This window comes from Cupriavidus sp. R6-3 (genome assembly GCF_059772245.1).
The window spans coordinates 1-25,761 of the sequence record NZ_JCBAJO010000021.1; the positions used below are offsets into that span (position 1 = coordinate 1).

Below are 25,761 nucleotides of genomic sequence, written 5' to 3' on the forward strand. Positions count from 1 at the left end.
CCAGTCCGAGGCCGGTCTGCGCCAGATCCTGGCGCGATCCGGTGCGTCACAGGCTAGCCGTGGTATGGACGACCGCCTTGCAGACTGGCTATAATCGCGCTTCCTCATTGGGGAGTAGCCGCCCTGCCGCCCGGCAGCGAGCCTGGCGACAGGGGCGTACGTCAACAGACTTGACCGCTCGCGGTTATGGCGTGCGCAGCTTCGGAACGGTGCAATGCCTGTTCCAGGGCCTGGCGAGACCGATGACGTCGTTTTTCGGCTGGGCCGGGGAAAACGCACGTCATTGGCATCTCGCGATGCGTCCGGCCCGCTGCTCCGATAACAACGAATGGAATCCCTGCTCGTCTCGACCGGTATCGTCGCCCTCGCGGAAATGGGCGACAAGACCCAGCTGCTCTCGCTCATCCTCGCTGCGCGCTACCGCAAGCCCATCCCCATCATCCTCGGCATCCTGATCGCGACGCTGGTCAATCACGGCCTGGCCGGCGCGCTCGGCGGCTGGATCACGCAAATGGTCGGCCCGGCGCTGCTGCGCTGGATCCTCGGCCTGGGCTTCATCGCGATGGGCGCATGGATGCTGATCCCCGACAAGCTCGACGAGACCGAAAAGCCCAAGGCAGTCAAGGGCGCGTTCGGCGTGCTGTGCGCGACCGTCGTGGTGTTCTTCTTCGCCGAGATGGGCGACAAGACCCAGATCGCCACCGTCGCCCTCGCCGCCCGCTTCAGCACCGATATCCTCGCCGTGGTCGCCGGCACCACGATCGGCATGATGCTGGCCAACGTGCCCGCCGTGCTGCTCGGCGAACGCTTCGCCCACCGGCTGCCGATCCGGCTGGTCCACCGCATCGCCGCGGCGGTGTTCGTCGCGCTGGGCGTGGTGGCGTTGATGGATATCGCGCGCTAGAACGCCCACCAGCCGCACCCAAAAAGCAGCCGCCCATAAAAAAACGGGGCTTTCGCCCCGTTCAAACCCTCGCCGGTCCGGTACTGCGGTCGCCGACTGCGCGGCCACCGGACCGTCGATCACCGATCGGTGGGTTATTGCGTCGTGTTGGCGCCGGACTCGAACCACTGGCCCAGCAGCGCGCGCTCGTCGTCCGTGATCTGCGTGACGTTGCCCAGAGGCATCGCCTTCTGCTGCACGGCCTGCTGATAGATCAGCTGGGCATGCGCCTTGATCTCGTCGGCGGTATCGAGCTTGATGCCCTTGGCCGCGGTCGGCATCATCTTCGGCGCCTCGGCATGGCACTGCACGCAGCGCGCGTTCATGATCTCCTGCACCTTGGCGAAGCTGACCTTGGTCGCGGTGGCGCCGTCCGGTTGCGCGGCCACAGGCTGGCGCGGCTGCGGGGCGATCATCACGGCGACCACGCCGAGCGCGGCAACGCCGGCGGCAGGCCACAGGACATTGATCTTGCCCTTGTGCTTCAGGATGAAGAACTGGCGGATCAGCACGCCGGCCAGCATGATCAGCACCAGCACGACCCAGTTGTACTTGTGCGCGTAGGTCATGCTGTAGTGGTTCGACAGCATCGCGAACAGCACCGGCAGCGTGAAATAGGTGTTATGCACGCTGCGCTGCTTGGCGTTCTTGCCGTGGATCGGATCGACCGGCTTGCCTTCGCGCATCGCCGCAACGGTCTTGCGCTGCCCCGGGATGATCCACACCAGCACGTTGGCGCTCATGATGGTCGCGATCATCGCGCCGGTCAGCAGGAACGCGGCGCGGCCCGAGAACAGATGGCAGGCCACATAGGCGGCCAGCACCACGTACAGCGCCACCAGGATGCCGACCACGCGATCGTTCTTGCCGAACACGCGGCAGATGCAGTCGTAGACCACCCAGCCCACCAGCAGGTACGCCACCGCCAGGCCGACCGCCGCGCCGGGCGACATGTCGTAGACGTTCTTGTCGATCAGGAACGTGCTGGCGTTGAACAGGTACAGCACCACCAGCAGCGCGAAGCCCGTCATCCAGGTCGAATACGACTCCCAATAGAACCAATGCAGGTTCTCTGGCAGCTTCTTCGGTGCGGTCAGGTATTTCTGCGGGTTGTAGAAGCCGCCGCCGTGCACGGCCCACAGCTCGCCGCCGACGCCCTTGTCCACCAGATCGGGATCGACCGGCTTTTGCAGGCTGTTGTCCAGCCAGACGAAGTAGAACGACGAGCCGATCCACGCGATCGCGGTAATCACGTGGGCCCAGCGCAGCAGCAGATTGGCCCAGTCGAGAATGTAGCCTTCCATCTCTTGTCTCCTGTTTCCCTCGCTGCGCGAATCAGCTGCCGCGGTAGGTCGAATACGACCACGGCGACACCAGCAGCGGCACGTGGTAATGCGCGTTCGTATCGGCAATGCCGAAACGCAGCGTCACCACGTCGAGAAAGGCGGGCTCGGGCAGCTGCACGCCGCGCGCGCGGAAATAATCCCCGGCACCGAATTCGAGCTCGTAGACGCCGACGGCAAAGTCGGCGCCCTCGAGCAGCGGCTGATCGCAACGGCCATCGTGATTGGTCACAACGGTCTTCAGCGTTTCGCGGCGATTGTCAACAATTTTGGAAAGGGTAATCGACAGGCCTTGGCCGGGAATGCCTGCGGCGGTGTCGAGAACGTGGGTGGTCAAGCGTCCCATGGTCTGGTTCCTTAGCACGTGGGTGGTGAGAGGCGCCGCTGCCTTCACTAGCACCATTTGTGGGTATGGTGCCCGCTCGGTACGTCTTTTCAACGCATCCCGGCGCAGAACTGGTGCATGGCGACAATGCGCTGCACCAATCCGGATGACAACTGCGGGATTACCCGTAGTTGTCGAAAACCTGGTTCGGTTTTGTTGACAATATTGAATGCACAACCAAATAATTGTCAACAATTTTTGGATCGGCGCCCTCGGACGAGGCGCGGCCGAACCCCCTACCAGCGGGTGCCCACGATGTCCAAGACTCTCAAGCTGATTGCCGGCGCCGATGAAGGCGCCGCGCCCAACGAAACGAAGCCGCGCAAGGGTTCGGTCGAGGAGCGCATGTATCACGAGATCTACGACGCGATCATGGAGCATCGGCTGCCGCCGCGCACCAAGCTGACCGAGCATTCGCTTTGCGAGATCTATGCCACCGCGCGGCACACCGTGCGCAAGGTGCTGGCCCGTCTCGCGGCCGACGGCATGGTGGACCTCGAACCGAATCGCGGCGCCTTCATCGCCAGCCCTTCCACCGACGAGGCGCACGACATGTTCGAGCTGCGCCAGATGCTCGAGCGCGCGGTGCTGGAAAAGCTCGCGGCGCAGCGCAATGTCCGCAGCGTGATCGCGCCGGTGCGCCAGATGGTCCAGCAGGAACGGCAGGCCTTCCTGAACAACGAACGGCCCAAGTGGATCCGGCTGTCGGCCGAATTCCATACCGCGCTCGCCGAGCTGTCCGGCAACGCGCTGCTGGTCACGATGATGCGCCGCCTGGTGTCGCGCACCACGCTGATGATCGCCAGCGTCGAGGCGCCGGGCAACAACGCCTGCTCCTTCGACGAACACGAGGCCATTCTCGATGCGCTGGAACAGGGCGACGCCGCCCTGGCGCAATCGCGCATGGCGCACCATCTCGGCGCCTGCGCCGACCGCGTACAGCCCGACGATCCGGGCAGCTTCGATCTTCGCAGCGTGCTGGGACGCTCCACCTAGCCCGCTGTTCCACCCTGCCGGCGCCCCGCCCAGCTTTCGCAGCCCGCCCAGCCACGCGCACCCTCGCAGGTGCCGGCAGCGGGCCCAGGCCCGGATCGTTCCGAACGATCTGGCCGGACGCACCAGAAGGCATGCGGACGCCAAGCAAACGTCCAACCATCGGAGAGGAGACAAACACAATGACAAGCGCAAGCACCACGGTCCCCACGGACCTGACCAACGAGCGCCTGCCCTCGGGGCGGCTGCTCGCGCTCGGGCTGCAGCATGTACTGGTGATGTACGCGGGCACCGTGGCGGTGCCGCTGATCGTCGGCGGCGCGCTGAAGCTGCCGAAGGACCAGCTGGCCTTCCTGATCAACGCCGACCTGTTCGCAGCCGGCATCGCCACGCTGATCCAGGCGTTCGGCTTCTGGAAATTCGGCATCCGGCTGCCGGTGATGATGGGTGTGACGTTCGCCTCGGTGGCGCCGATGATCGCGATCGGCACCGATCCCAATATCGGACTGCTGGGCATCTACGGCGCGGTGATTGCCTCCGGCCTGTTCGGCATCCTGATCGCGCCGATGATGGGCCGCATGCTCGGGCTGTTCCCGCCCGTGGTGACCGGCACGGTGATCACGCTGATCGGCGTGTCGCTGATGCGGGTCGGCATCAACTGGGCCGCCGGCGGCCAGCCCACCACCCGTGCGGTGATCGACGGCGTGGTCAAGGAAGTGCCCAACCTCGCCTACGGCGACCTGACCAACCTCGGCATCGCCGGGGCGGTGCTGGTCATCATCCTGCTGCTGACCAAGTACGGCCGCGGCCTGGTGTCGAACTGCGCGGTGCTGCTCGGCATCATCGCCGGCACGCTGATCGCGATGGCGATGGGCAAGGTGTCGTTCGAAGGCCTGCACGAAGCGAGCTATGTGGCCGTCATCACGCCGCTGCATTTCGGCATGCCGACCTTCCACTTCTCGGCGATCCTGTCGATGTGCATCGTGATGGTGATCACGCTGGTCGAATCGACCGGCATGTTCCTTGCACTGGCGGACATCACCGGCAAGCGGCTGTCCAACGCCGACCTGACGCGCGGCCTGCGCGCCGACGGCCTGGGCACGGTGATCGGCGGCGTGTTCAATACCTTCCCGTACACCTCGTTCTCGCAGAATGTGGGCCTCGTCACCGTGACCGGCGTGCGTTCGCGCTATGTCGCGGCGGCGGGCGGCCTGATCCTGATCGCCTTCGGCCTGTTCCCCAAGATGGCGCACGTGGTTGCCTCGGTGCCCCAGTTCGTGCTGGGCGGCGCCGGCATCGTGATGTTCGGCATGGTGGCCGCGACCGGCATCCGCATCCTGGGCTCGTGCGATTTCAACCGCAACCGCCACAACCTGTTCATCGTCGCGATCTCGATCGGCTTCGGCATGATCCCGACGCTGTCACCGACCTTCTTCCAGTACCTGCCGAGCTGGACCCATGCGATCACGCACAGCGGCATCGTGCTGGGCACCGTGGTCGCGGTGGCGCTGAACCTGTTCTACAACGGCATGCAGTCGGCCGACGAAGCGATGCGCAACGCGGCCGCCAATACCCACGGCACGGAATAAGGCCAGCCGTGCAATCGCCCGCGTCGCCGCCTCGGTGGCGGCGCGGGCCGGGTCGATGCCGTGCGGCCTGTTTTGACAACCCGAGTGACCCTGATGACAAACCATAACTATCCACGCGATCTGATCGGTTACGGCAGCCAGCCGCCGCATGCCCAATGGCCGGGCGGCGCGCGCGTGGCGCTGCAGTTCGTGCTCAATTACGAGGAAGGCGGCGAGAACTGCGTGCTGCATGGCGACGCGGCGTCCGAGCAGTTCCTCTCCGAGATCGTCGGCGCGGCGGCCTATCCCGACCGCCACATGAGCATGGAGAGCATCTACGAATATGGCTCGCGCGCCGGTGTCTGGCGCATCCTGCGCGAGTTCGAGCAGCGCGGCCTGCCGCTGACCATCTTCGGCGTGTCGATGGCGCTGCAGCGCCATCCCGAGCTGACCCGCGCCTTCGTCGAGCTGGGCCACGAGATCGCCTGCCACGGCTGGCGCTGGATCCATTACCAGAACATCGACGAGGCCACCGAGCGCGAGCACATGCGCATCGCGATGCAGATCATCCGCGAGCTGACCGGCAGCGCGCCGCTGGGCTGGTACACCGGCCGCGACAGCCCCAATACGCGGCGCCTGGTGGTCGAGCACGGCGGCTTCGTCTACGACTCGGACTACTACGGCGACGACCTGCCGTTCTGGACCGAGGTGCGGACGAGCAACGGCGAGACGAAGCCGCATCTGGTGGTGCCCTACACGCTGGACTCGAACGACATGCGCTTTGCCACGCCGCAGGGCTTCAACACCGGCGAGCAGTTCTTCCAGTACCTGAAGGACGCCTTCGACGTGCTGTACGCCGAGGGCGATCCGCAGGGGCTGAACCAGCCGAAGATGCTGTCGATCGGCATGCATTGCCGGCTGCTCGGCCGCCCTGGGCGCTTTCGCGCGCTGCAGCGTTTCCTGGACTACGTGCAGTGGCACGACAAGGTCTGGATCGCGCGCCGCATCGATATCGCGCGGCACTGGATCGAGACGCATCCGTACACGGCCAGTGCGCCGCGGTGATACGCCGCGGTGATACGCCGCGGTGATACGCCACGGCGGTGCGACACGGCAATGCCCCACCGCCATGCCCCTCTCCTGCGAACCCGAACCTGATAACCGAGTCCCGACGTGACCTACACCCTCTCCCAACTGAACGCGATGCCGTCCGCCGAATTCGTGCAGGCGCTGGGCGGCATCTATGAACACTCGCCCTGGGTCGCGGCCAGCGCCGCCGAGCAGCGTCCCTTCGCGGATCGCCAGGCGCTGGCCGCGGCGATGCGCGCCGCCGTCGACCAGGCCGGCGAAGCGGCCCAGCTCAAGCTGGTGCGCGCCCACCCGGAACTGGCCGGCAAGGCCGCGGTGCGCGGCGAGCTGACCGAGGAATCGACGCGCGAACAGAGCGGCGCCGGGCTGAATCAATGCACGCCGCAGGAGTTCGAACGGCTGCAGGCATTGAATGCCCGCTACAACGAGAAATTCGGCTTCCCGTTCATTCTGGCGGTACGCGGCTACGATCGCGCCGGCATCATCGACGAGTTCGCAAGACGCATCGAGAATTCGCCGGCCGATGAGTTGCAAACATGCATCAACCAGATCCATCGGATTGCCCAGTTCCGCCTCGACGACTTAGTATCCGGCTGAGTCGAAATTCCGCTCGCATGGAACATGCGCATGGAGCAAGACCGCGCATCGGGCAAGGCCCCGGCAAGGGATCGCCGGCGCCCTGCCCGATGACACGATGAACGGCGCCCGAAGCCAGCGCCGTCCGCCGCCTGCACCCCCGCCACCGATGCCGGCGGTCATACCAAAAAGAGAACCCGTCAGGGACCCAGTACACAACGTTCCAACAGGATCAAACCACGGAGGTCTTTCATGCAGAAGCAGTTCAAGTTGGCGGCACTGGCCGCGGCCCTTTTCAGCGGCGCGGCCATGGCGCAATCGAGCGTCACGCTCTACGGCCAGGTCGACATGTTCGTCGGCGCGGTCAAGAACCCGGGCACCGGCGAGCGCGCCTGGGTCGCCAATTCGGGTGGCATGCAAACGTCGTACTGGGGTATCAAGGGTGCCGAGGATCTGGGTGGCGGGCTCAAGGCGATCTTCGACCTGAACGGTTTCTATCGCACCGATAACGGCCGCACCGGCCGCTTCGACGGCGATGCGATGTTCAGCCGCAATGCCTATGTCGGGCTGCAGAGCGACCGCGTCGGTACGCTCAAGCTCGGCCGCAACACCACGCCGTATTTCATCTCGACCATCCTGTTCAACCCGCTGGTCGATTCGTACGTGTTCTCGCCGGCGATCTTCCACACCTATTTCACGGCCACCAATGGCACCGTGTTCGATCCGGGCATCATCGGCGATTCGGGCTGGAGCAATTCGCTGGTCTATTCGACGCCGACCTTCGGCGGCCTGACCGCGAACCTGATCTATTCGTTCGGCGAACAGGCGGGTGCCACCGGCCGCAACAAGTGGGGCGGCAACCTGATGTATTTCAACGGCCCGCTGGCCGCGACGGTGGCCTTCCAGCAGGTCAAGTTCAACAACGTGCCGGGCGATGTCACCTCGCCCGCGACGCTGGCGGGCTTCGACAAGCAGAACGCGGTGCTGGCCGGCCTGTCGTACGACTTCAAGGTGGTCAAGCTGTTCGCCCAGGGTCAGTACATCAAGAGCGACGTGACCAATGCCAGCGGCGACATCAAGCACACCAGCGGCCAGATCGGCGCCTCGGTGCCCATCGGCGCCGGCAGCCTGCTCGCTTCGTATGGCTATGCGAAGGCCGAGAACAATGTCGACGACTTCAAGCGCAACACGTTCGCGATCGCCTACGACTACAACCTGTCGAAGCGCACCGACGTGTATGCCGCCTACTTCTACGACAAGATCACCGGCGCCGAGCACGGCGATTCGTTCGGTGTCGGCATTCGCCACAAGTTCTGATGAGGGGCGGGCCTGAACGGCCCGCGTTTGCCCTCTCGCCTGCCCTCTCCGGCGGAGAGGGCAGCCCCTTCGCTGCGGCGCAATGCCGCAGCACCGCCCTCCTTCCCCGCACCCTTCCCTTTCTTCCCCGCTGCATCGCAACACCTTTTCCCTGCTGCCGCGGCGGGAATGACCGACTTCACCTCATAGGCTCATTCAATTGGCACGGCCCCGGACGAGTGCCTACATTGAACGTCCAGACCACGATTAGCCAAACGAGAGAGGTGACTCATGCGGCGATACGCAAAGACCCGGTCGGAGTTGATGGCGATCCTCAACCAGTGCCTCGATAACAATCCGGAATGCGGCGAGTGCGAATTGCATGCGGTACGCGTGCACCAGCCCGACCATACGGGATGCAATTGGAGCGCCGAGGTGGACTTTCCCCGTGCGGCCGAAGACAGCGTGTCGATGCAATTGCGCGCGGCGAAGTCGATCATCGTCGACATGCGCCAGCAGTACAACGTCTTGCAATAGCGCTGCCTTCGGCGCGACTTCAGCGATTACGCTGCTCCGCAACAGAGCACCGCGGCACCGAAATATCAAGCACCGGAATATCGAGCACCAAGTCGGCGATCACCAATACGACAGGCACCAATACGGCACCAGAACGACGATTGCAACACGCGACCGAATGTCGCAATGAAAAAAGCCGGGCACGCAGCCCGGCTTTTTGTTTGGATCGGCCACCGGCCGACCGTGCGTCGGATCAGCGCAGCGCGCCTGACTCCGCCACCGCCACCGCCGTCATATTGACGATGCGGCGAGTGGTTGCCTGCGGATTCAGGATGTGCACCGGCTTGGCCGCGCCCAGCAGGATCGGGCCCACCGTCACGCCCTGGCCGCCGGTGATCTTCAGCAGATTGAACGCGATATTGGCCGCGTCCAGCGTCGGCATCACCAGCAGATTGGCGGAGCCGGCCAGCTTGGTGCCGGGCAGGAAATGACGGCGCACGTCCTCGACCAGCGCCGCATCGCCCTGCATCTCGCCCTCGACTTCCAGCTCGGGCGCGATCTGGCTCAGGATCTCCTGCGCCGCGCGCATCTTGCGCGCCGAGGCGCGGTTCGACGAGCCGAACATCGAGTGCGACAGCAGCGCGACCTTCGGCGTCAGGCCGAAGCGGCGGATTTCCTCGGCGGCCAGCTGCGTGATCGCGGCCAGTTCGTCGGCGGTCGGGTCCTCGTTGACGAACGTGTCGGTGATGAACAGCGTGTACTTCTCCAGCATCAGCGCGTTCATCGCCGCCAGCACCTTGGCGCCGGGCTTCAGGCCGATCACGTCGCGCACATGCTCCAGATGCGCCTCGAAGCGGCCCACGGTGCCGCACAGCAGCGCATCGGCATCGCCCATGTGCATCAGCATCGTGCCGATCAGCGTGTTCGAGCGGCGCAGCGCGACCTTGGCCATGTCCGGCGTCACGCCATCGCGTCCGCGCAGCGCGTGGTAGGCCTCGTGATAGGCGCGATAGCGCGGATCGTCCTCGGGATTGACCAGTTCGAAATCGACGCCCGGCTTCAGGCGCAGGCCGGCCTTGTCGATGCGCATCTGGATCACGTGCGGACGGCCGATCAGGATCGGACGCGCCAGCCCTTCGTCGACCACCGTCTGCACCGCGCGCAGCACGCGCTCTTCCTCGCCCTCGGCATAGGCGACGCGCTTGGGCGCGGCCTTGGCGGCGGAGAACACCGGCTTCATGATCAGGCCGGTGTGGTAGACGTATTGCGTCAGCTGCTGGCGATAGGCCTCGAGGTCCTGGATCGGACGCGTGGCCACGCCCGACTCCTGCGCGGCGCGCGCGACGGCCGGCGCGATCTTCTCGATCAGGCGCTGGTCGAACGGCGTCGGGATGATGTAGTCGGGGCCGAACTTCAGTTCCTTGCCGGCGTAGGCGGCGGCCACCGCGTCGTTGGTCTCGGCCTCGGCCAGCTCGGCGATCGCCTTGACGCAGGCCAGCTTCATTTCCTCGGTGATCTTGGTCGCGCCGCAATCGAGCGCGCCGCGGAAGATGTACGGGAAGCAGAGGACGTTATTGACCTGGTTGGGATAGTCCGAACGGCCGGTGGCGATGATGCAGTCGGGGCGCGCGGCCTTGGCCACTTCCGGACGAATCTCGGGCTCGGGATTGGCCAGCGCCAGGATGATCGGCTTGTCGGCCATCGTCTTGACCATCTCGGCGGTCAGCACGCCGGCGGTCGAGCAGCCGAGGAACACGTCGGCGCCTTCGACGATGTCGGCCAGCGTGCGGGCCGAGGTGTCCTGCGCGTAGCGGGCCTTGTTGGCCTCCATGTTGGCGTCGCGGCCGACGAAGATCACGCCCTTCGAATCGACCACGTAGATGTTCTCGCGCTTGACGCCCAGGCTCACCATCGTGTCCAGGCACGCGATCGCCGCGGCGCCCGCGCCCGACACCGCCATCTTGACGCTGCCGATGTCCTTGCCGACCACCTTCAGGCCATTGAGCAGCGCCGCCGCCGAGATGATCGCGGTGCCGTGCTGGTCGTCGTGGAAGACGGGGATGTTCATCCGCTCGCGCAGCTTCTTCTCGATGTAGAAGCACTCGGGCGCCTTGATGTCCTCGAGGTTGACGCCGCCGAGCGTGGGCTCGAGCGCGGCGACGATCTCGACGATCTGGTCCGGGTCGCGCGCATCGAGTTCGATGTCGAACACGTCGATGCCGGCGAACTTCTTGAACAGGCAGCCCTTGCCTTCCATCACCGGCTTGCCGGCCAGCGGGCCGATGTCGCCCAGGCCCAGCACCGCGGTGCCGTTGGTGACCACCGCCACCAGGTTGCCGCGCGAGGTGTACTCCGCCGCGGTGGCGGGGTCCCTGGCGATTTCCTCGCAGGCATAGGCCACGCCCGGCGAATAGGCCAGCGACAGATCGCGCTGGTTCGACAGCGCCTTGGTCGCGGTCACCTGGATCTTGCCCTTGGTCGGGCTGCGGTGATATTCCAGCGCGGCGAGGCGCAGTTGCGCTTCAGGACTGTTGGGGGCGTGTTGCGGTGCGTCACCGCTGGTCTTGCTGCTCATGTCGCTCGTCCGGAAAGAGGCCCAACATGGCGCCGTGCGATGCCGGCAGATGCCGATCGAACAGCCAGGGCCGAAAAAATCGAGCAGCTATTCTAGCCCAGCCGCAGTGCGCGAGTCGCGCCGATGGCGCCCTGCAGGGCCGCAAATGCGGGGAATTTGCGGTTAAAGAGCTTTTACCGGAATAGCGTCAATGGCGAATGGAGCGGAAGAGGCGGATCGGTGCGAACCGGAGGCGAATGCGCCCTGCGCGATCCACCAGTAAAACAAGACGCCGGCATGCCTCCCTTGGCGAAGGCATGCCGGCGTCCATGCCGGCGCACCGGAACCGCGCCGTTTCGCGCTATCTCGCGTTCTTGTCGACCTCCAGCGTCACGCGCCGCGGCCGGCCGCTTTCCATCGGAAATTCCGCGAAGGCGCTGCGCACCAGATACGGCATCAGCCCCGGCATCGTGCTGCCTTCGCTCAAGTTCTGCGCGGTGACCTGGTAGACCCGCTTGTTGCCCGCGGCTTCGCGGATGAAGACGCGCAGGCTGGCCAGCGTGGCGGGCACGTCGCGGATCACCGTCTGCGGCGGCCAGTAGCCCGGGCCCCAGCCCCACGGCCCCCACGGGCGGTAGTAGCCGTACGGACCCCAGTAAGGGCCCCACGGGTACCAGGGATCGGGATAGTAGGTCTCGTGCACGCGCACCAGGCGCGGATCGGCATCGAAATCGAAGCTGACCAGATAGCGCGCCTGCGAGCGGGCCACCTGCGTGAAGCCGTGGCCGGCCAGCGCGTCGGCGATCCAGTTCTGATAGGTGGCGCGGTCCAGCTGCGCCTGCTGCTCCTGCTGGCCCTGGCCCTTCTCGGCCTCGAAGGCGTAGGTTCGCGGCGGATCGTTCTGCCAGCCGGGCTGGCGGAACGCCGTCACGTCGGTGGTCACGGTGCTGGCGCAGCCCGACAGCAGCAAGGCGCCGAGCATCGCGGCACCGGTCCATCGGGTCCACCATCGCGCCCAAGATCGTCCGGACCAGCCTGCCGGCGAGCCGGCGTTGCCGGCCCGCGCAGCTCCCTCACCGCGGCCGCCCACGGTGCCCAGCCATTGGCCCGCCCGTGCACAGGCCTTTCGCCATTGCCACATGATGTTCTTCCTTCTGTTCATGGTCCCGCCGATAGGGTGGTGCTGCCGACAGGGTGGTGCTGCCGACAGGGTGGTGCTGCCGACAGGGTGGCCCTGCCGACAGGGCGCCACCCGAGCGCACGTCGACGGATTGCGCGGGGGCGGTCGGCGGGCCGCCCTCTCGTTGCATCAGACCGGCCGCGTGCGCCGGAATTCCCTTGGCGCCATGCGGCCATGCCGTGCTTGGCTACAATGGATTACCCGGCGCCCGGCGCGCCCGACTCACCGCCTTCCAGGACAGGACCATCCATGCTCCGCACCGATACCCCCGTCACCGTCCACCGCAAGGACTATACCCCGCCCGCCTTCGCGATCGAACACGTCGACCTGGTGTTCGAACTGGATCCGCAGCGCACCGTGGTGACCAGCACGCTCCGCTTTGCCCGTCGCCAGGCCGGCGCGCCGCTGGTGCTGGCGGGCGAGGCGCTCGAACTGCTCGGCGTCAGCGTCGACGGCCAGCCGCTCGCCGACTATCGCCAGGACGACGGCGGCCTGACGCTGAACGGGCTGCCCGAGCAAGGCACGCTGCAGATCGTCAGCGCCTGCCAGCCGGAGGCCAACACCACCCTGTCGGGCCTGTATGTCTCCAATGGCAACTTCTTCACGCAGTGCGAGGCCGAGGGCTTTCGCCGCATCACCTATTTCCTCGATCGTCCCGACGTGATGGCGACCTATCGCGTCACGCTGCGCGCGGACAAGGCCGCCTATCCAGTGCTGCTGTCCAACGGCAATCTGATCGGCGAACAAGAGCTGGACGGCGGCCGCCACGAGGCCGTGTGGGAAGACCCCTTCCCCAAGCCCTCCTATCTGTTCGCGATCGTCGCCGGCAAGCTGCAATGCATCGAGCAGCGCATCACCACCGGCTCGGGCAAGGAGAAGCTGCTGCAGGTCTGGGTCGAACCGCAGGACCTCGACAAGACGCAGCACGCGATGGATTCGCTGATCCATGCGATCCGCTGGGACGAGCAGCGCTTCGGGCTGGAGCTCGATCTGGACCGCTTCATGATCGTCGCCGTCGGCGACTTCAACATGGGCGCGATGGAGAACAAGGGCCTGAACATCTTCAACACCAAGTACGTGCTGGCCAATGCGGCGACCGCGACCGACACCGACTTCTTCAATATCGAATCGGTGGTCGGCCACGAGTACTTCCACAACTGGACCGGCAACCGCGTGACCTGCCGCGACTGGTTCCAGCTGTCGCTGAAGGAAGGGCTGACGGTGTTCCGCGACCAGGAATTCTCCGCCGACATGATGGCGCAGCAGGGCGCGGACGACGGCTCGGCCCGCGCGGTCAAGCGCATCGAGGACGTGCGCGTGCTGCGGCAGGTGCAGTTCCCCGAGGACGCCGGCCCGATGGCGCATCCGGTGCGGCCCGACAGCTACGAGGAGATCAACAACTTCTACACCGTGACGGTGTACGAGAAGGGCGCCGAGGTCGTGCGCATGTACCAGACCCTGCTGGGCCGCGAGGGCTTCCGCAAGGGCATGGACCTGTATTTCCAGCGGCACGACGGCCAGGCGGTGACCTGCGACGACTTCCTCGCCGCGATGGCCGACGCCAACGGCCGCGACCTGACGCAGTTCGGCCGCTGGTACAGCCAGGCCGGCACGCCCGTGGTCGGCGTGCACACCGACTGGGACGCCGACCAGGGCCGGCTCACGCTGACGCTGACGCAGCAATGCCCGAAGGTGGGCATCGAGACCCAGCCCGGCACGCCGGAGAAGCTGCCCTTCCATATCCCGTTCGCGCTCGGGCTGATCGGCGCCGACGGCAAGGACCTGCCGCTGCAGCTCGACGGCGAGGCCGCCGCGGGCGACACCACGCGCGTGCTGAACTTCACCGAGGCGCGGCAGACCTTCCGCTTCGTCAACCTGCCCAAGGGTCCGCGCGCGCCGCTGCCCTCGCTGCTGCGCAACTTCTCGGCGCCGGTGATCGTCGATGTCGACTACAGCGATGACGAGCTGACCTTCCTGCTCGCGCACGACAGCGATCCGTTCAACCGTTGGGAAGCCGGCCAGCGGCTGGCCACGCGCGCGCTGCTGAAGCTGGTCGCCGACGTGCAGGCCGGGCGTGAGCTCGAGCTGGACCACGCGCTGATCGGCGCGTTCCGCTCGGTACTGACCGACACCTCGCTGAGCCCCGCGTTCCGCGAGCAGGCGCTGATGCTGCCGGCCGAGGCCTATCTGGCCGAGCGCATGGGCGTGGCCGACCCGGCGGCGATCCATCGCGCGCGGCAGTTCATGCGCGCCGGCCTCGCCCGCACGCTGCAGAGCGACTGGCTCGGGGCCTACGAGACCAGCGCGACCACCGGTCCGTATCGTCCCGACGCGGAGTCGGCTGGCAAGCGCGCGCTGCGCAATCTCGCGCTCGGCTATCTGGTCGAGGTCGGCGACGACGCGATGTATGCGCTGGCCGGCGAGCAGTATCAGCAGGCCGACAACATGACCGACCGCTTCGCCGCGCTGACCGCGCTGGTCAACAGCTTCGCGCCGGGCCGCGAGGCCGCGCTGGCCGACTTCTACCAGCGCTTCGAGCACGATCCGCTGGTGGTCGACAAATGGTTCTCGCTGCAGGGCATGCAACGCGGCGAAGTCGGCCCGCATGCGGGCAAGCGCACCATCGACACTGTGCGGGCGCTGATGCAGCATCCCGCCTTCACGCTGCGCAACCCCAACCGGGCGCGGGCGCTGATCTTCAGCTTCTGCTCGGGCAACCCGGCGCAGTTCCATGCCGAGGACGGTTCCGGCTACGAGTTCTGGGCCGAACAGGTGCTGGCGCTGGACGCCATCAATCCCCAGGTGGCGGCGCGCCTGGCGCGCGCGCTCGACCGCTGGCAGAAGTACACGCTGCCGCTGCGCGACAGGATGCGCGCCGCGCTGGAGCGGGTCGCCGCGGCCGACAGGCTGTCGCGCGACGTGCGCGAGATCGTCGGCAAGGCGCTGTCGGCGTGATGCGGGCCGCTGGGGCCGATGGCGGTGCGGTTGGAGGCGCAGCCGCGTGCCCGGTTTGGGGGCGCGGTTAGCCTCCCCGTTGGGGGGCGTGGTTGGGTGCCCGCCAGGGTGCCCGCCGGAGGTCTCGGGCGGGTGCCAGTTGGGTGCGATAGCGAACCGGCCATTGCGGTCCAGGCCCACCGGCATCGGTGGGCCGCCCGCCCCGGCCTGTAGAATGGCGGCCATTCAAGGAGGAAACCCATGACTCGCATCAGCCTGACCCGCTATCTGGTCGAGGAACAACGCAAGCACAACACCATCCAGCCCGAATTGCGGCTGCTGATCGAGGTGGTCGCACGCGCGTGCAAGGCCATCTCCAACGCCGTCAGCAAGGGCGCGCTCGCCGGCGTGCTCGGCTCGGCCGGCACCGGCAACGTGCAGGGCGAAACGCAGCAGAAGCTGGACGTGATCGCCAACGAAGTGCTGCTCGACGCCAACGAATGGGGCGGCCACCTGGCCGCGATGGCGTCGGAGGAAATGGACTCGTTCTACGAGATCCCGAACCGCTATCCGAAGGGCGAATACCTGCTGCTGTTCGATCCGCTCGACGGCTCGTCGAACATCGACGTCAACGTGTCGATCGGCACCATCTTCTCGGTGCTGCATATGCCCAAGCCGGGCCAGACCGTCACCGAGAGCGACTTCCTGCAGCCGGGCACGCATCAGGTCGCGGCCGGCTACGCGGTGTACGGCCCGCAGACCACGCTGGTGCTGACCGTCGGCAACGGCGTCCATATGTTCACGCTGGACCGCGAGGCGGGCAGCTTCGTGCTGACGCAGTCGGACGTGAAGATCCCGGAGGACACCAAGGAATTCGCGATCAACATGTCGAACATGCGGCATTGGGCTCCGCCCGTGCGCCGCTACATCGACGAATGCCTGGCCGGCGAGGAAGGCCCGCGCGGCAAGAACTTCAACATGCGCTGGATCGCCTCGATGGTCGCCGACGTGCACCGCATCCTGACGCGCGGCGGCATCTTCATGTATCCGTGGGACAAGCGCGAGCCGGAGAAGCCGGGCAAGCTGCGCCTGATGTACGAGGCCAACCCGATGGCGATGCTGGTCGAACAGGCCGGCGGCGCGGCCACCAACGGCCATCAGCGGATCCTCGAGGTCCAGCCGGAAAAACTGCACCAGCGCGTGTCGGTGATCCTGGGCTCGAAGAACGAGGTCGAGCGCGTGACCGGCTATCACCGGGAAGCGCAGGCAGGCGGCTGATACGCCTGGCTGCACCGCGGCCGGCCGTTGCGCCTGCCTGCGGACCGGCCTTTGTGTCTGCACGGTGACCGGCCTCCGGGAGAGGCCGGTCTGATCCGGACCGGCTTCGACGTGCCCGTCCTCGCCTTGCCTCGCTGAATGGGAGCCAACCGCAATGCGGTGGCTCCTTTTTCTTTGGGCAGCGCAAATCAGAATCCGCTCATTTCCCCCGCCTCGACGCGTCCCTACCCTGCTGTTTTCTGCACCACACTTCTCCCCCAACAAGCAGCAAGGAAACCGCGATGGTCCCCCTCTCGGATGCCGGCGCCCGCTACGCCATCACCCCACCGATCAACCCGCCGGCCACCGCCATCACGCCGGCAAACCCGCCCTGCGGCGAGGCCCCGTTCGAACGCGCAGCCGTGCAGGCCCTCGCCATCCGGCTGCACGAGACGCTGGACGTCGCGCTGCATTACGGTCTGAGCGACGGCATCGACCTGCATGTCTGCGACCTGCGCCAGCTGGCCAACTGGGGCGTGCCGATCAGCGCCCAGGAGCGCGAGTTGTACTTCTATCCGTGGACCATCGACGCGTCGGACCCCGTCTTTCCGGTCACGCTGGTCCGCCTGCGCGAATTCGTCGCCGCGATCGACGCCATGCTCGCCACCCTGACACGGCCCGACGAGCCCATGCCCGCCCATCGCGCCGATGCCGCCAATCCCGCCAATCGCGCCGATCCCGCCAATACGGCCTCTCCCGCCGACCGCACCTTCGGCTGACCGGCGCCGACACGGGTGGTGAAAAAAGTGCGCCGAGGGGCTTCACAGCCGCCTGATCCGCTGCTATTATTGCGGGCTCTATCCGGTTCCAAACCGGTAGTGTTGCCGAAGTAGCTCAGTCGGTAGAGCAGCTCATTCGTAATGAGAAGGTCGGGGGTTCGATTCCTCTCTTCGGCACCAACAGAATCAAACACTTAGCCCAGCCCGCGCGGTTGGGCTTTGTCGTTTCTGGGGGCCGTGTAGCCACCATGTAGCCGGTTGCACCACGTTTTGCCCCCGCTTGTCCTGCCGCGCCCGGCGCTTATCGAAACCGCGCCCACGGTCTTCTCCGCATATCCAGCTTTCTCGCCCCGCTTCCGCACAACGCCAATCAGTGCACCCGTCGGCTGTTGTCGCCTGCCCGATCCCCGCTCTTCTCGGGTTACCGAGCCACCGCCTCACGTCGTAGAATCCGTCGTTTGTTGCGGAAGTGTTTCCGCAGTCCATTTTCTTGCCCTTGCTATCGCAGCAAGGCCAGGATTTGCGTGTCGAGCCATGAATCACCAAGCCCTATCGTCCTTTATCTGGTCTGTCGCCGATCTGCTGCGCGGGGACTACAAGCAGTCCGAATACGGTCGCGTCATTCTGCCCTTTACCGTGCTGCGACGGCTAGATTGCGTGCTTGAAGCCACCAAGCCGGCCGTGTTGGCCGAGTTCGAAGCGAAGACCCGGGCCGGCTTGAACCCCGATCTGTTTTTGCTGAGAAAGTCCGGGCACACGTTCTACAACACTTCACCGCTCGATCTGGTGAAGCTGCTGGGCGACCAGGACAACATCCGCCAGAACCTTTATTCATATATTCAGGGATTCTCTGCTTCGGCGCGTGACATCTTCGAGCGGTTCGACTTCTACACCCAAGTCGAGCGCCTCGCCAAGGCCGACCTGCTGTACTTGGTCACGGAGAAGTTCGCCAATATCGACCTCCATCCCGACAAGGTCGACAACACCCAGATGGGACTGGTGTTCGAAGAACTGATCCGCAAGTTCGCCGAGATCTCGAACGAAACCGCAGGGGAACACTTCACGCCACGCGAAGTGATCCGGCTGATGGTCAACCTGATTTTTATCGAGGATGACGACGTGCTGACCCCCGGCAACGCCGTCGTGCGCACCATCTATGACCCGACCGCCGGGACGGGCGGCATGCTTTCGGTGGCCGACGAATTTCTGCGCGAGCACAACCCCGCCGCGCGGCTGACCATGTACGGCCAGGAGCTCAACGACGAGTCCTACGCCATCTGCAAGGCCGACATGCTGATCAAGGGTCAGGATGTGGGCAACATCATCGCCGGCAACACGCTATCTGACGACGGCCACGCGGCACGCAAGTTCGATTACATGCTGTCCAATCCGCCGTTCGGCGTCGAGTGGAAGAAGGTCGAGAAGGCCGTTCGGCAGGAACACGAACAGCGAGGCTTCAACGGCCGATTCGGCCCCGGGCTGCCGCGCGTCTCCGATGGCTCGATGCTGTTCCTGCTGCATCTGCTCTCGAAGATGCGCCCTGCCCAGGAAGGCGGCAGCCGCTTCGGCATCGTGCTTAACGGCTCGCCGCTCTTCACCGGGGGCGCCGGCTCGGGCGAGAGCGAGATCCGCCGTTACCTACTAGAGAACGATCTGGTGGAAGCCATCGTCGGCCTGCCCACCGACATGTTCTACAACACCGGCATCGCGACCTACATCTGGATCCTGTCCAACAAGAAGCCGGCCGACCGCAAGGGCTGGGTGCAACTGATCGACGCCTCAGGCTTCTGGCAGAAGATGCGCAAGAGCCTGGGCAGCAAGCGCAAGGAACTCAGCGACGAGCACATCGCGACCATTACCCGGCTATTCGGCGACTTCACCGAGGCCGAACTGGCGACCGTGTTCGATGCCCACGGCAAGGAAGTCGCCCGCCAGGTGATCACCGCGACCGAGCGCGCGCCGGACGCGCCGGCCGGCGGCCGGGTCAAGGTCGCGCCGATCTCGCGCCTGTTCCGCAATGAGGCGTTCGGCTATACGACCATCACGGTGGAACGCCCGCTGCGCGACGAGCAAGGGCAAATTGTGCTGGGGACGAAGGGCAAGCAGAAGGGCAAGCCGCAGGCGGACAGCGCGCTGCGCGATACCGAGAACGTGCCGTTGACAGAGGGCATTGAGGCGTACTTCTCGCGCGAGGTACTACCGCATGCGCCGGATGCCTGGATCGATGACGAGAAGAGCAAGGTGGGGTACGAGATTCCGTTCAACCGGCATTTCTACGTGTTCGAGCCGCCCCGGGACCTCCACACAATCGACGAAGAGTTGAAGGCGGTCTCGGCCAACATCATGCGCATGCTGGAGGAATTATCGGAATGAGTCTACGTGCATATTCCGAATACACCGAAAGCGGAGCCGTTTGGCTTGGAAATCTGCCGAGCCATTGGAAATGTCTCTCTTTCAAGAGGCTAATTTTGCGAAATGACGGCGGAGTATGGGGCGACGATCCGGATGGCGCCAACGACTCGATCGTGCTGCGCTCCACAGAACAGTCGGTTGATGGCCGCTGGAAAATCGATGAACCCGCGCTGCGAAAACTGACTCCCAATGAAAAACAAGTCGGTCGTCTTGAAGTTGGCGACTTGTTAGTAACTAAGTCGAGCGGCAGCGCCCTACACATCGGGAAGACAACCTTAACCACCCCGGAGGTCGCCGCGCTCGAATGTTGCTACTCAAATTTCATGCAGCGTATTCGGGTAGGGCCTGCGATTCTCCCAAAGCTCGCGTGGTACATCATGAACAGCGAGTTGGCTCGCGTGCAGTTCGACTTGCTATCGAACTCAACGACGGGACTTGCCAACTTGAATGGGACCATGATCGGGCAGTTGTTAGTGCCCGTGGCTCCGCCCCACGAGCAGGCAGCAATTGTCAGCTTTCTCGACTACGAGACCGCCAAGATCGACGCGTTGATTGCCGAGCAGGAAAAGCTGCTGGCACTGCTGGCGGAAAAGCGGCAGGCGACGATTTCACGTGCCGTGACCCGCGGCCTAAATCCTGACGTACCACTGAAGGATTCCGGCGTGGCATGGCTGGGTGACGTGCCAGCACACTGGAACGTAGTAACATTTCAGCGCTGCGTTTCGATCGAAGAGGGCCAAGTTGATCCCGAGGTTGAGCCGTATCGGTCCATGCCGCTCATCGCCCCAAACCATGTCGAACCAGGGACGGGAAGACTAATAGATTTAGAGACAGCGGAAGAGCAAGGCGCGGTGAGTGGCAAGTATCTTTGCCGGGCAGGTGACGTCATATACAGCAAGATTCGACCTAATCTACGGAAGGCGTGCCTTGCGCCAACGGCATGTTTATGCAGTGCCGATATGTACCCGCTGCGGGGGAATCAGTCTCTGTCCAACGAGTTCTTATTGTGGTTCATTCTTTCCGAGCCATTTTCCGCACTTGCCGTGCTCGAGTCAGAGCGAGTTGCAATGCCAAAGATAAATCGCGAGTCCTTGAAGGCCGTATGGATCCCCGTGCCTCCAATAGAAGAGCAAACCCAGATCGTCACTTTCCTTGCGTCGGAAGCTGAAAAGATCGACAAATTACGAAAGGCTGCGTCGCACTCTATCGAACTTCTCCGCGAACGCCGCGGCGCCCTGATCACCGCCGCCGCCACCGGCAAGATCGACGTGCGCAATACGGCGCCGGAGGAACTGGCCGCATGAGCGACATCCAGCTGTTCCGCCTGACGGCTGGTGCCGCTACCGAGTTGCCCAGCCGCGCCGCCGCACTGGAGCGTCACCTGCAGACTCTGATTGAAGCGCAAATGCCGACCTTCCTTGGCGTGCGCTTCCTCGCCACCGAATATCAGACCGGCAAGTCGCACAAAGGCCGTATCGATTCGCTGGGCCTCGACGAGAACGGCTGCCCCGTCATCATCGAATACAAGCGCCACAGCACCGAGAACGTCATCAACCAGGGGCTGTTCTACCTGGACTGGCTGCTGGACCATCAGGCCGAGTTCCGCTGGCTAGTGATGGAGAAGCTGGGCAAGGACGTGGCGGAACGCATCGAATGGAGCGGCACCCGCCTGCTTTGCATCGCCGCCGATTTCACGCGCTACGACCAATACGCCGTGCAGCAGATTCCGCGGAATATCGAACTGATCCGCTACAAGCTGTTTGGCGAGGACTTGCTACTGCTGGAACTGGTCAATGCCGCTAGCGTGCCAGATGCCACCAAGGTGCAACCGACAGTAGATGAACTAGCCCAGGCGCCAGCCAAGCCTCGGCAGGAAGGCAAGGACAGATCGCTGGAAGAGCAACTGGCACTCGCTCCTGCGGAAATCCGGGAACTGTATGCCCAAACTGCCAGCTACCTGAATTCGCTCGGCGACGACGTGCAAGAAAAGCGGCTGAAGGTCTATGCAGCATTCCGCCGCCTGAAGAATTTCGCCTGCGTAATCGTGAACCCGCTTCGCCTCATCGTCATGCTCAAGCTCGATCCGGCCACGGTGACGCTTGAAGAGGGATTCAGTCGCGACATGAGCCAGCTCGGACATTGGGGAACCGGCGACCTTGAACTGACGTTGCGTACCCCCGCCGACCTTGAGCGCGCCAAACCGCTGATGGAACGCAGCTACGCAGAAAACTGAGTGGCAATGCCGCTCCCAACAAGCCCACAGAACAACGAGATACCAACGGGTCCCGCATGAGTAACCTGCACCAGGAACACCACTTCGAGGCAGAGATCTGCCAGCAGCTGACCAGCAACGGCTGGCTCTATTCGGAGGGCGATGCGGCGCACTACGACCGCACCCATGCGCTGTTCCTGCCGGACCTGCTGGCTTGGATTGAGGCGACCCAGCCGGACAGCTGGCAACGACTGACCAAGACCCACGGTCCGGCCCTGCATGAGCGGCTGGCCGAGCGGCTGCGCAAGAGCTTGAACGAACGCGGCACGCTGGACGTACTGCGCCGTGGCGTGGAAATGGTGGGTCTGAAGGAGCCGTTGTCGCTGGTGCAGTTCAAACCGGCGCTGGCCATCAATCCCGCGATCCAACAACGCTACGCTGCCAACCGGCTCCGAGTGGTACGCCAGGTGCGGCATTCGCTGAACAACCCGCTCGATGCGGTGGATCTGGTGCTGTTCGTCAATGGCATTGCGGTGGCCACGGCGGAGCTGAAGTCGGACTTTACCCAAAGCGTGCAAGACGCGGTGGACCAATATCGCTTCGACCGCCACCCGCAGCCGAAGGGCGGCATGGCCGAACCATTGCTGTCCTTCCCTGGCGGCGCGCTGGTGCATTTTGCCGTCAGCCAGGCCGAAGTGATGATGAGCACCCGGCTGGCCGGGCCCGACACCTATTTCCTGCCGTTCAACCGCGGCAATGATGGCGGCGCGGGCAATACGCCGAATCCCGAGGGATTTTCCACCTCCTATTTGTGGGAGGAGGTGTGGGACCGCGACAGTTGGCTCGACATCCTGCACCGCTATCTGATCGGCAAGCGCGATGACAAGAAGCAGCTCAAGAGCGTTATCTTCCCGCGCTACCACCAGCTCGACGCCACGCGCCGCATCGCCGCCGATGTGCTGGCAAATGGCCCAGGTCATCGCTATCTGATCCAGCATTCGGCCGGTTCGGGCAAGACCAACTCGATCGCCTGGACTGCGCACTTTCTGGCCGACTTGCACGATGCCAAGCACAACAAGCTGTTCGACAGCGTACTGGTGGTCTCCGATCGCACCGTGCTCGACGCGCAGCTACAGGAAGCGATCTTCGACTTCGAGCGCACCACTGGCGTGGTGGCCAGCATCACTAGTGAGTACGGCAGCAAGAGCGCCATGCTGGGCCAGGCGTTGAAGGACGGCAAGAAGATCATCGTCTGCACCATCCAGACCTTCCCCTTCGCGTTGCAAGCGGTGCAGGAACTGGCGGCCACGCAGGGCAAACGTTTCGCCGTGATCGCCGACGAGGCGCACAGTTCGCAGACTGGCGAATCGGCCGCCAAGCTCAAGCAGTTGCTGTCGGCAGAGGAATGGGCTGCGCTCCAGGACGGTGGGGAAATTGATACCGAGGCATTGCTGGCGGCGCAAATGGAAGCTCGCACCGGCGCAAAGGGTCTGACCTATGTGGCCTTCACCGCCACGCCTAAGCAGAAGACACTGGAACTGTTCGGCCGCGCTGGGCCGGACGGCCTGCCCCTGCCGTTCCACGTCTATTCGATGCGCCAGGCCATCGAGGAAGGCTTCATCCTCGATGTGCTGAAGAACTACACCTCGTACAAACTTGCGTTCAAGTTGGCCCACAACGGTCAGGAGCTGGACGAGAAGCAGGTGGAGCGCAGCACCGCGATGAAGGGCATCATGCAATGGGTCCGACTGCACCCCTACAACATCGCACAGAAGGTGCAGGTGGTGGTCGAGCACTACCGGGAGAACGTGCAGCCCCTGCTCGAAGGCAAGGCCAAGGCCATGGTGGTCGTCGGCAGCCGCAAGGAAGCGGTGCGCTGGCAAAAGGCGATCCGCGCGTACATCGAGAAGATGAACTATCCATTGGGCGTGCTGACTGCCTTTTCCGGCGAGGTCGACGATCCGGAAAGCTATCCCGCACCTGTCAGCGAGCAAAGCAAGGATCTGAATCCCGGCTTGAAGGGCCGCGACATCCGCGAGGCGTTTGCTGAGCCGACCTATCACCTGCTGCTGGTCGCCAACAAATTCCAGACCGGGTTCGATCAGCCGCTGCTGTGCGGCATGTACGTGGACAAGATGCTGGGCGGCATCCAGGCCGTGCAGACGCTATCGCGCCTGAACCGCGCGCATCCCGGCAAGGACACAACCTATATTCTCGATTTCGTCAATGAGCCCGCTGACATCCTGAAGGCATTCAAAACCTACTACGAAACGGCACAACTTGAGGCTACCACTGATCCGAATCTGGTCTATGACCTGCGCTCGAAACTCGACGCCAGCGGTCACTACGATGACTATGAAGTCGATCGCGTGGCTAAGGTCGAGACGGATCCGAACAGTACCCAAGCCCAACTGAGCACGGCCATCGCGCCAGTGGCAGACCGACTCCTGAAGCAGTACAAGAAGGCGCAACAAGAGCTGCGCGATGCAACTGCCCAGCAGGATGACACCGCGGTACAAGCCGCCAAGGATACTCTTGAGGCTTTGCTGCTGTTCCGCAATGACATGGGGGCTTTCAATCGCCTGTATGCGTTCCTGTCTCAGATTTTCGACTACGGCAATACGGACATCGAAAAGCGATTCCTGTTCTTCAAGCGTCTTATTCCCTTGCTGGAATTCGGGCGCGAGCGTGACACCGTGGATCTGTCAAAGGTTACTCTGACGCACCACAAGTTGAAGAACAGTGGACGTCAGGCATTGAACCTGAGCGCGGGCGAAGCGCCGAAGCTACCGCCCATGGACGGCGTGGGCACCGGCGCGGTCCAGGACAAACAGAAGGCGCTGCTCGACGAAATCATCGAAAAAGTCAATGGGTTGTTCGATGGCGAACTGACCGATGATGATCAGTTGACGTATGTTAATGGCGTCATCAAGGGCAAGCTCCTTGAGAACGATACGCTGGTCCGTCAAGCCCAGAGCAACAGCAAGGAGCAGTTCGCGAACTCCCCTGATCTTAAGGACGCTTTGATGCAAGCGATCATCGACGCATTCGAGGCCCACAGCACAATGAGTTCGCAGGCGCTAGCGTCAGAGAAGGTGCGGGACGGTCTGCAAGACATCCTGCTGGGACCGGCCCAGCTGTATGAGGCGCTGCGAGCGCGCTCAGGCCCCGATATGGCGGCCGTCCACCGTCCTTAGGGTCTGTGGGACGTGCGCCAAAACGGTTCTTGTATTTTCGGAATTCGCTCAAATTAAACCGCGCTGGCCCAGGTTAAGGTGGAACCTTTCCCACCTGCTTGAGCTCGCCATGAATCCAATCCGATCGCACCAACAGTCGCAGGTCTTCGGCTTTGCCTCCTTGCCTCGGACCACTCCGTTGCCGAGGCCCACTGCCTGGGCGGACGACAACGGCCCGCCGGATTGCACCGCAGTGCGCGCGATGGCGATGCGATTGGATCAGGCGATTGGCAGCGCCGGCTCGAACGATCCCGATGCCTTCGTCACGCTCCGCGTCGCCGACCTGCGGCAAATGGACAGCTGGGGCGTCACGATCCACGGCGAAACGCTGCGAAATTATTTCGACCTCGGCTCGATCGACGACGTGGAACAGCGCTATCCGGTAACGCTGGACGAAGCGCGATGGTTGCGGCGCGCTCTTGCGGCGTTGGATGATGGTCATTGCGCGTCCATCAATCGGAATCGGCGTTGGCGGCCGATGGCCTAGG

The 25,761-nt window shown here is 64.2% G+C and carries 19 protein-coding genes, 1 tRNA gene and 1 riboswitch; of the genes, 16 read left to right on the forward strand and 4 right to left on the reverse strand.

The genetic code is table 11. The features are described from left to right. The first annotated feature begins 97 nt into the window (after positions 1-97). Positions 98-279: riboswitch (yybP-ykoY riboswitch) on the forward strand. A gap of 49 nt (positions 280-328) precedes the next feature. After that, positions 329-904 (forward strand): TMEM165/GDT1 family protein, encoded by a 576-nt coding sequence (locus AC6EI8_RS06290; RefSeq protein ID WP_150083629.1) that lies wholly within the window; start codon positions 329-331, stop codon positions 902-904. Between the two features lie 134 nt (positions 905-1,038). On the opposite strand, the gene AC6EI8_RS06295 is transcribed toward AC6EI8_RS06290, so the two are convergent. Both AC6EI8_RS06295 and uraH read right to left on the reverse strand, forming a co-directional pair. Continuing rightward, the gene (locus tag AC6EI8_RS06295) at positions 1,039-2,247 is read right to left on the reverse strand and encodes a urate hydroxylase PuuD (RefSeq protein WP_149319415.1); all 1,209 of its coding nucleotides are present in this window, start codon (positions 2,245-2,247) and stop codon (positions 1,039-1,041) included. Between the two features lie 31 nt (positions 2,248-2,278). After that, entirely contained in the window at positions 2,279-2,632 is a 354-nt protein-coding gene (uraH, locus tag AC6EI8_RS06300; protein ID WP_149319441.1) for a hydroxyisourate hydrolase, read from the reverse strand. 294 nt (positions 2,633-2,926) lie between these two features. Between uraH and AC6EI8_RS06305 the strand changes: the two genes are divergently transcribed. From AC6EI8_RS06305 to AC6EI8_RS06330, 6 genes are all read left to right on the forward strand, one after another. Further along, a complete protein-coding gene (locus AC6EI8_RS06305; RefSeq protein ID WP_006576976.1) occupies positions 2,927-3,667 on the forward strand; it encodes a GntR family transcriptional regulator in 741 nt (246 codons plus the stop codon). A 179-nt stretch (positions 3,668-3,846) separates the two neighbouring features. Next, the gene (locus AC6EI8_RS06310) at positions 3,847-5,253 is read left to right on the forward strand and encodes a nucleobase:cation symporter-2 family protein (RefSeq protein ID WP_149319416.1); all 1,407 of its coding nucleotides are present in this window, start codon (positions 3,847-3,849) and stop codon (positions 5,251-5,253) included. A 93-nt stretch (positions 5,254-5,346) separates the two neighbouring features. Then, entirely contained in the window at positions 5,347-6,297 is a 951-nt protein-coding gene (gene puuE / locus AC6EI8_RS06315; RefSeq protein ID WP_498381552.1) for an allantoinase PuuE, read from the forward strand. Between the two features lie 138 nt (positions 6,298-6,435). Further along, positions 6,436-6,918: a 2-oxo-4-hydroxy-4-carboxy-5-ureidoimidazoline decarboxylase gene (gene uraD, locus AC6EI8_RS06320; protein ID WP_149318040.1), complete on the forward strand. Its 483-nt coding sequence runs from the start codon at positions 6,436-6,438 to the stop codon at positions 6,916-6,918. Positions 6,919-7,149: 231 nt separating this feature from the next. Next, positions 7,150-8,214, forward strand: coding sequence for a porin (locus tag AC6EI8_RS06325; protein ID WP_226108196.1), 1,065 nt, complete (start codon positions 7,150-7,152; stop codon positions 8,212-8,214). A 270-nt stretch (positions 8,215-8,484) separates the two neighbouring features. Then, positions 8,485-8,730: a hypothetical protein gene (locus AC6EI8_RS06330; RefSeq protein WP_006576013.1), complete on the forward strand. Its 246-nt coding sequence runs from the start codon at positions 8,485-8,487 to the stop codon at positions 8,728-8,730. Between the two features lie 232 nt (positions 8,731-8,962). Here the strand turns inward: AC6EI8_RS06330 and AC6EI8_RS06335 are convergent, their stop codons facing one another. Together AC6EI8_RS06335 and AC6EI8_RS06340 are read right to left on the reverse strand one after the other, a co-directional pair. Further along, on the reverse strand, positions 8,963-11,284 hold the full coding sequence (locus tag AC6EI8_RS06335; RefSeq protein WP_150084585.1) for an NADP-dependent malic enzyme: 2,322 nt from the start codon (positions 11,282-11,284) through the stop codon (positions 8,963-8,965). 340 nt (positions 11,285-11,624) lie between these two features. After that, complete coding sequence (locus AC6EI8_RS06340; RefSeq protein ID WP_150084589.1) at positions 11,625-12,245, reverse strand: DUF4136 domain-containing protein; 621 nt, start codon at positions 12,243-12,245, stop codon at positions 11,625-11,627. Positions 12,246-12,692: 447 nt separating this feature from the next. On the opposite strand from AC6EI8_RS06340, the gene pepN reads away from it, so the two are divergent. The 9 genes from pepN to AC6EI8_RS06385 all read left to right on the forward strand — a co-directional run bounded on the left by pepN (position 12,693) and on the right by AC6EI8_RS06385 (position 25,760). Continuing rightward, a complete protein-coding gene (pepN, locus tag AC6EI8_RS06345; protein WP_265632204.1) occupies positions 12,693-15,398 on the forward strand; it encodes an aminopeptidase N in 2,706 nt (901 codons plus the stop codon). 240 nt (positions 15,399-15,638) lie between these two features. Then, on the forward strand, positions 15,639-16,655 hold the full coding sequence (locus AC6EI8_RS06350; protein WP_149317977.1) for a class 1 fructose-bisphosphatase: 1,017 nt from the start codon (positions 15,639-15,641) through the stop codon (positions 16,653-16,655). A 281-nt stretch (positions 16,656-16,936) separates the two neighbouring features. After that, complete coding sequence (locus AC6EI8_RS06355; RefSeq protein ID WP_498381553.1) at positions 16,937-17,413, forward strand: hypothetical protein; 477 nt, start codon at positions 16,937-16,939, stop codon at positions 17,411-17,413. A 104-nt stretch (positions 17,414-17,517) separates the two neighbouring features. Further along, positions 17,518-17,593, forward strand: a tRNA-Thr gene (locus AC6EI8_RS06360). A gap of 354 nt (positions 17,594-17,947) precedes the next feature. After that, positions 17,948-19,786 (forward strand): type I restriction-modification system subunit M, encoded by a 1,839-nt coding sequence (locus tag AC6EI8_RS06365; protein ID WP_498381554.1) that lies wholly within the window; start codon positions 17,948-17,950, stop codon positions 19,784-19,786. After that, on the forward strand, positions 19,783-21,129 hold the full coding sequence (locus tag AC6EI8_RS06370) for a restriction endonuclease subunit S (protein WP_498381555.1): 1,347 nt from the start codon (positions 19,783-19,785) through the stop codon (positions 21,127-21,129). The genes AC6EI8_RS06365 and AC6EI8_RS06370 overlap by 4 nt, the downstream gene beginning before the upstream one ends. Further along, positions 21,126-22,058, forward strand: a complete 933-nt coding sequence (locus tag AC6EI8_RS06375; protein ID WP_498381556.1) for a DUF5655 domain-containing protein — start codon at positions 21,126-21,128, stop codon at positions 22,056-22,058. Before AC6EI8_RS06370 ends, AC6EI8_RS06375 begins: the two co-directional genes overlap by 4 nt. Before the next feature lie 56 nt (positions 22,059-22,114). Continuing rightward, positions 22,115-25,234, forward strand: coding sequence for a type I restriction endonuclease subunit R (locus AC6EI8_RS06380; protein WP_498381557.1), 3,120 nt, complete (start codon positions 22,115-22,117; stop codon positions 25,232-25,234). A gap of 109 nt (positions 25,235-25,343) precedes the next feature. Then, positions 25,344-25,760, forward strand: a complete 417-nt coding sequence (locus AC6EI8_RS06385; protein WP_498381558.1) for a hypothetical protein — start codon at positions 25,344-25,346, stop codon at positions 25,758-25,760. Position 25,761 lies beyond the last annotated feature (1 nt).